At 55.0% G+C, this 6,000-nt stretch carries 5 protein-coding genes; 4 read left to right on the top strand and 1 reads right to left on the bottom strand.

Annotation, left to right across the window (positions count from 1 at the left end; translation table 11 throughout):
* The first annotated feature begins 529 nt into the window (after positions 1-529).
* Genes C167_RS0102120 through C167_RS0102105 form a run of 4 tightly spaced genes read left to right on the top strand, consistent with a single transcriptional unit; the run spans position 530 to position 4,250 of the window.
* Positions 530-2,017 (top strand): SulP family inorganic anion transporter, encoded by a 1,488-nt coding sequence (locus C167_RS0102120; protein ID WP_003090759.1) that lies wholly within the window; start codon positions 530-532, stop codon positions 2,015-2,017.
* A 14-nt stretch (positions 2,018-2,031) separates the two neighbouring features.
* The gene (locus C167_RS0102115) at positions 2,032-2,883 is read left to right on the top strand and encodes a universal stress protein (protein WP_003090760.1); all 852 of its coding nucleotides are present in this window, start codon (positions 2,032-2,034) and stop codon (positions 2,881-2,883) included.
* Positions 2,883-3,242 (top strand): TraR/DksA family transcriptional regulator, encoded by a 360-nt coding sequence (locus tag C167_RS0102110; RefSeq protein WP_003090764.1) that lies wholly within the window; start codon positions 2,883-2,885, stop codon positions 3,240-3,242. Before C167_RS0102115 ends, C167_RS0102110 begins: the two co-directional genes overlap by 1 nt.
* A gap of 45 nt (positions 3,243-3,287) precedes the next feature.
* The gene (locus C167_RS0102105; protein WP_010794530.1) at positions 3,288-4,250 is read left to right on the top strand and encodes an SdiA-regulated domain-containing protein; all 963 of its coding nucleotides are present in this window, start codon (positions 3,288-3,290) and stop codon (positions 4,248-4,250) included.
* On the opposite strand, the gene C167_RS34400 is transcribed toward C167_RS0102105, so the two are convergent.
* Positions 4,223-5,368, bottom strand: a complete 1,146-nt coding sequence (locus C167_RS34400) for a hypothetical protein (protein WP_157791811.1) — start codon at positions 5,366-5,368, stop codon at positions 4,223-4,225. The two genes, C167_RS0102105 and C167_RS34400, sit on opposite strands and share 28 nt — an antisense overlap.
* Positions 5,369-6,000: the final 632 nt, after the last annotated feature.

Raw genomic sequence — 6,000 nt, 5'->3', positions numbered from 1 at the left:
ACTGCCGCCAATCTTTGCAACAGAGCCTCCGTCGCCATGCTCACCTCGCTTTGGTGCACACGAGTATTGAGCATAGTCGAGATTGGTGCAGATCACTTCTGATATTGAACTGTCAGGAGCTGGCTGCACAACAGCCATTACGCCCAATCAACTGGTGCAGTCGTCTTCTGAAAATGACACAGTTAGGGTATAGCTCAGGCTGACATCCAAACAGGACGCCCTAGTCCGGGGGTGACTCGCAGAAATTGCCCTCTTCCTGTAGACTGTTGCGGCCATTGAGTTACTAAAGACACTCGATAAGACCTCATGCTTACCCTGCAAAACATGATCTGGCTGCCTACGCCGCCATAGCGCTTCGCCCCCCCGCATCATCTGTGACTGCTTGCTCTGCCAGCGGTCGCTTTCTGCTGTGCTTTAGGTTTTAACACCCGCCACAGCTCCTCTACATCCGACATTTGACCTCGTATCGACCAGCTGCACTTGGCCTGCGCCATGCTGTGCTGCGCGATCCATTGCCTTGGGAATTCTGATGCTCCACTCGTTAAAACAAACCTGGTTATCCAACATCCGTGGCGACATCCTCGCCGGTCTTGTGGTCGCACTGGCCCTAATCCCTGAAGCCATCGCCTTCTCGATCATTGCTGGCGTTGACCCTAAGGTCGGCCTTTACGCCTCTTTCTGTATCGCTGTGGTGATCGCCTTTGTCGGTGGCCGCCCAGGCATGATTTCGGCCGCAACGGGTGCCATGGCACTGCTGATGGTGACTCTGGTCAAGAACCATGGTCTTGAATATCTGCTGGCCGCCACGCTGCTATGTGGCGTGCTACAAATTGCTGCTGGCTACCTGAAGCTCGGATCGCTGATGCGCTTCGTCTCGCGCTCGGTGGTGACCGGTTTTGTCAATGCACTGGCGATCCTGATTTTCATGGCTCAGCTGCCCGAGCTGACTAATGTCACCTGGCACGTCTACGCCATGACAGCCGCAGGCCTCGGCATCATCTATCTGTTCCCCTATGTCCCCAAGATCGGCAAGCTCATCCCATCGCCGCTGGTGTGCATCATCGTGCTGACCGCCGTCGCCATGTCGGTTGGTCTGGATATCCGCACGGTCGGTGATATGGGTGAACTGCCGGATACGCTACCGATCTTCCTCTGGCCTGATGTGCCGCTGACATTCGAGACGCTGGCCATCATCTTTCCTTATTCGGCAGCACTGGCTGTGGTCGGTCTGTTGGAGTCGATGATGACCGCGACCATTGTCGACGACCTGACCGACACCCCGAGTGACAAGAACCGCGAGTGCAAGGGCCAGGGCGTGGCCAACATTGCTTCGGGTCTGATCGGCGGTATGGCTGGCTGCGCGATGATTGGTCAGTCGATCATTAACGTGAAATCCGGCGGTCGTTCTCGCCTGTCGTCTCTTGCCGCAGGCGTATTTCTGCTGCTGATGGTGGTTTTCCTCGGCGACTGGCTGAAGCAGATCCCAATGGCTGCGCTGGTGGCAGTGATGATCATGGTGTCCATCGGCACCTTCAGTTGGGATTCGCTGCGCAACCTGAAGAAGCATCCGTTGTCGACCAACATTGTCATGGTCGTCACCGTGGTGGTCGTGGTGGCCACCCACAACCTGGCCTTCGGCGTGTTAGCCGGCGTGCTACTGGCTGCGATGTTCTTCGCCAACAAGGTTGGCCATTACATGGCGATCAGTTCTTCGCTGGACGAAGCCGGCGAGCATCGTAGCTATAACGTCACCGGTCAGGTGTTCTTCAGCTCGGCTGACAAGTTCGTCGCAGCCTTCGACTTCAAGGAAGCCCTGAACAAGGTAACCATCGACCTGAATCGTGCACACTTCTGGGATATCACCGCTGTTGCAGCCCTGGACAAGGTAGTCATTAAGTTCCGCCGTGAAGGTACTGAAGTCGAAGTGCTGGGCTTAAACGAGGCCAGCGCCACTATCGTGGATCGCTTTGGTGTTCACGATAAACCTGACGCCATTGATCAACTCATGGGCCACTGAGAAGGAGAACAACAATGACCCACGTAATTGCCTGTATCGACGGTTCCACCTCGGCTCCAGCTGTTTGCGACTACGCGGCCTGGGCCAGTCTGAGCCTGGAAGCGCCGCTGACCTTCCTGCATGTGCTGGATCAGCGCCAGTATCCGGTTGCAGCAGATTTGAGTGGCAACATTGGCCTTGGCAGCCGCGAGCACCTGCTTGATGAGCTTGCTTCCCTGGATGAACAGCGCGGCAAGTTGGCCCTTGAACAAGGGCGAATCATGCTTGCAGCCGCGAAAGAACGGGCCGTGAATGATGGTGTGCGCGCACCGGAGTCCAAGCAGCGACATGGCGATTTACTGGAGAGCTTGCAAGAGCTGCAAAGTGAAACGCGCTTGCTGGTTATCGGTCGCCAGGGCGAGTCTAGTGGCGGTCTGAGTCAGCATGTCGGAAGCCAGCTGGAAAGCGTTATTCGTATCATGCACCGGCCAATCCTGGTCACCCCGGCCAACTTCCAAAAGCCCAAGAGCGCGATGCTGGCATTCGATGGCGGCGCTACAACCCGCAAGGGTGTGGAGATGCTGGCAGCCAGCCCGCTGCTGAAGGGGCTGCCGATCCATCTGGTCATGGTTGGGCCCGTGAACGACGAAGCGTCCGCGCAGCTGGACTGGGCGCAGAAAGTGCTGATCAACGCCGGATTTACCGTTCGCGCTGAGACTCGGAGCGGTGAAATAGAACGTACCCTGCACGCCTATCAGAAAGAGCATGGCATCGATCTGCTAGTGATGGGGGCTTATGGACACTCACGTATCCGGCAGTTCCTGGTCGGCAGCACCACTACCAGCATGCTCCGTACCACCACCAGTCCGCTGTTACTGCTGCGCTAATGAGCCTGGACGACGCCCTCGATCTTGCCCATTTCAAGACCCTACTGGAACAGCGGGCTGCCGAGCTGGATCGATTGCTGGGAGACGCTGAGTCTCGCTCGCAATCGGTAGAGCTGGATCAAAGCAAGGTGGGGCGTCTATCGAGAATGGACGCACTCCAGCAACAAGCGATGAACGATGCGATCCGCAGTCGTGCACGGCATGAACGTGTCCGTCTCCAACTGGCCCTCAAGCGCTGGCACGAGGGCGACTATGGCTGGTGTAACCAATGCGGCGAGTTGATCGCCTCGGGCCGTCTGGAGTTCGATCCGGCCACGCCGTTGTGTATCACCTGTGCCAGCCGCGCCGAGTCGGGTTGAAACCATCACGGCTCGTGGCGTCAGTCTGATTTAACGAGGCTTCTAATGTATTTGATGGCTAAAAACTGGCTGGGCCGAACACGGAAAGTAAGTGTTTGGATGTGGGCGCTTGTATGCCTTGTGTTGCTCACCGTATTCCAAGTACGTACTCATCACCTTGATGATCGTCTGTACTTTTGGATCAAGACCCACTGGCACACAGACGATTGGCAGGAGCGCTCTGTGTGGCTGCCTGGCTATCGGGTTGAGCTGGATGCTAAGGCGGTTCCCGGTGTGGACAACAACCTTTCGGGCCTGACCTTCGATCCTGACCTAAATCTGCTGTGGGCGGTTACCAATGGCCCGAACGAGCTGCTGGCCCTCAGTCGTGACGGTGACGTGGAGCGACGTTACAGCCTGGATGGCTTCCACGACGTGGAAGCGGTGTCCTATGCCGGCAACGGTCAACTGGTCATTGCCGAAGAGCGGCGGCAGAGCCTGGTTATCGTGGATATCCCCATCGACGAATACGGTAAGCTTTCTCCTGATCGACCATTGAGCCTAGACCAGTATTCAGCGCTAACCTTGGCGCTTGGCAAGGAGGACAACAAAGGCCTTGAAGGGCTCGCCTACGACCTAAAAGGTGATCGTTTGTTTGTGACCAAGGAGCGTGACCCCCGGCAATTACTGGAAGTGAGCGGCCTTCGTGCCAGCCTGGAAGGAGGCGTTTCCCTGCACGTCCGCGACATGTCCAACCTAGTAAAAGACAAGGTGTTTGCCACTGACTTGTCTTCGGTTGTATTCGATCAACAGAGCGGCCATCTGATCCTGCTCAGCGACGAGTCGAAACTGCTGATTGAAATGACCGACGAGGGCAAGGTGGTGAGTTTCCGCTCCTTGGCGAGGGGGTTTGCTGGTTTGCTGAAAGGTATACCCCAAGCCGAAGGCGTAACCATCGACGATGAAGGGTATTTGTACGTGGTCAGCGAGCCGAACTTGTTCTATCGCTTTACCCGCGAGACAGATTGACCAGTCAACAAGCTACAGTCAGGCGTGGCCGGGACGCTTGAACTGTTAGCGTACGATTTTTTCCGAATTCTGCGGGCTCCCCTGAAATAATTACAACACGGGTACAACACCGGGCGAAGGTGGCCGGCATCGGCGTATTCCCGCGGTGAGAATTGTGATGGATTGGAGCAAAACCAATGACCAACCCCATAAGCGTAATTCTCTTCGACATATTGAGCAGTCGGATAACCGACAGCCAGATAAGTAGACCAAAGAGAGGACGCAAGGCGAGGCTCATCCTCGAAGAGCTTCACATCCATCAGAAATTGTTCGAATTCATCGTAGAGCAACAGCATGGACTCCCAAACCACGCTTAGCTCCTCTCCACGTCTGAACCAGTTGTCGGCATCATATTTAGTCGCCATCTCAAGCTCACGATTAACGCGGCAGCTTAATTCCTCAAGCGCCCCAGCCTCCTGAGTTCCCTGTGCACTTAAGAGCGGCAATCGCTCATTTATTGCCAACAACGCAGCTTCGACAGAAATAACAAAGTCGAAACTAAAAGCATCCCAAATAAATTTAGCCCTTTTTAATTCGAAAGAATTTTCATTTACTACAGAAGTACTCTGACCCAAGTGTCGGCCTGCACATCCCCTCCACATCACGTCCAAGCCATGACCTTTATCGGAAAACGGCTTGTTACAGAACGGACACTTGCTCTGCAGGTGGACATTATGTCTCGGGCAGACCTTGATATCTGAACGTGGAACTCTCCGCCAATATGAAAAGCCGAGGCTAGCCAGGTCATCCCTCACACACTCTGGGCAAAATGTTGCGGAAACACGATTCGATTCGAAATAATTGCCGCGCCCGAGATATTCAAAGTGCGAATACGAAAAGTCTCGCTTAATTTTAAATATTGAACATCTCGGATAGTCGGTGTGTTTGTGAAGCAGACGATTGAACCCAAAACAACCTAGCCACCCCATAGCATCAGCAATTTCCCTCACTTCGTCAGAACGGATAGCAAATTTTGATAGGCGATCAAGAGCTCTTGCCTCGGGACTATTCCAATTCAAGAAGAGGTTTCGTGCAATGAACGAGCGCAGAGACTCATCGCGCTGGATACGCAAAAGCATGGGCTTGCCAAGAGAAGGTATCGTCGGACTGAGAGACAATGGCTGCAGGGAGGCTGAAACATGTTGCAGGGCGGGAGCCAGGCTGGCTCCACCCTGCGACAGTTTTTATTGTTCAGCGACAGTTTTTATTGTTTGAAACCACAGCAGGCCAGGGCGCTTCGGGGGAGAGGCGGCCTTCCAGTCACAACATACATGAGAGCGTTACTTTCCGGCTGGCGCTCCCCTTGGACTTTTCCACCCGACGCCTACCTCCTAAAAAACGTTACCTTCTATCACAACATACATGTGGGGTATCCGACCGATTTCCGACTCCCTTCCCCTGAAAGCCCCACCTTTCTGAACCACCATCAACCCCTGCCTGCCCCCTCTACCTGTCCAACCCTTTCCCTTTCTTTTCCTTTGCTTTTCCTTCTTTTCCCCATCTTTTCCTACGCGCAGCGCAGGCTACCCGGAATCCGGCAGGGCCATAAAAGAGGTTGGACAGGGTAGGGGGTCGAAGGGGGACGCCCTGGGGACGAGGTCTCCCCTGTATGTTGTGATAGGGATGGGTTCGGCGGAAAGCCTCCGAGGGGGTGGACTGGGGGCTATGCTGGTAGCGCTCATTGAAGGCCTGGTTAAGCGACAAAAAATTC

Source organism: Pseudomonas nitroreducens TX1, from assembly GCF_000313755.1.
In the GTDB taxonomy this organism is placed as follows: Bacteria; Pseudomonadota; Gammaproteobacteria; order Pseudomonadales; family Pseudomonadaceae; genus Pseudomonas; species Pseudomonas nitroreducens_A.
Note: the sequence above shows the minus strand (reverse complement) of the source record. Positions and strands in the feature narration are given on the sequence as shown.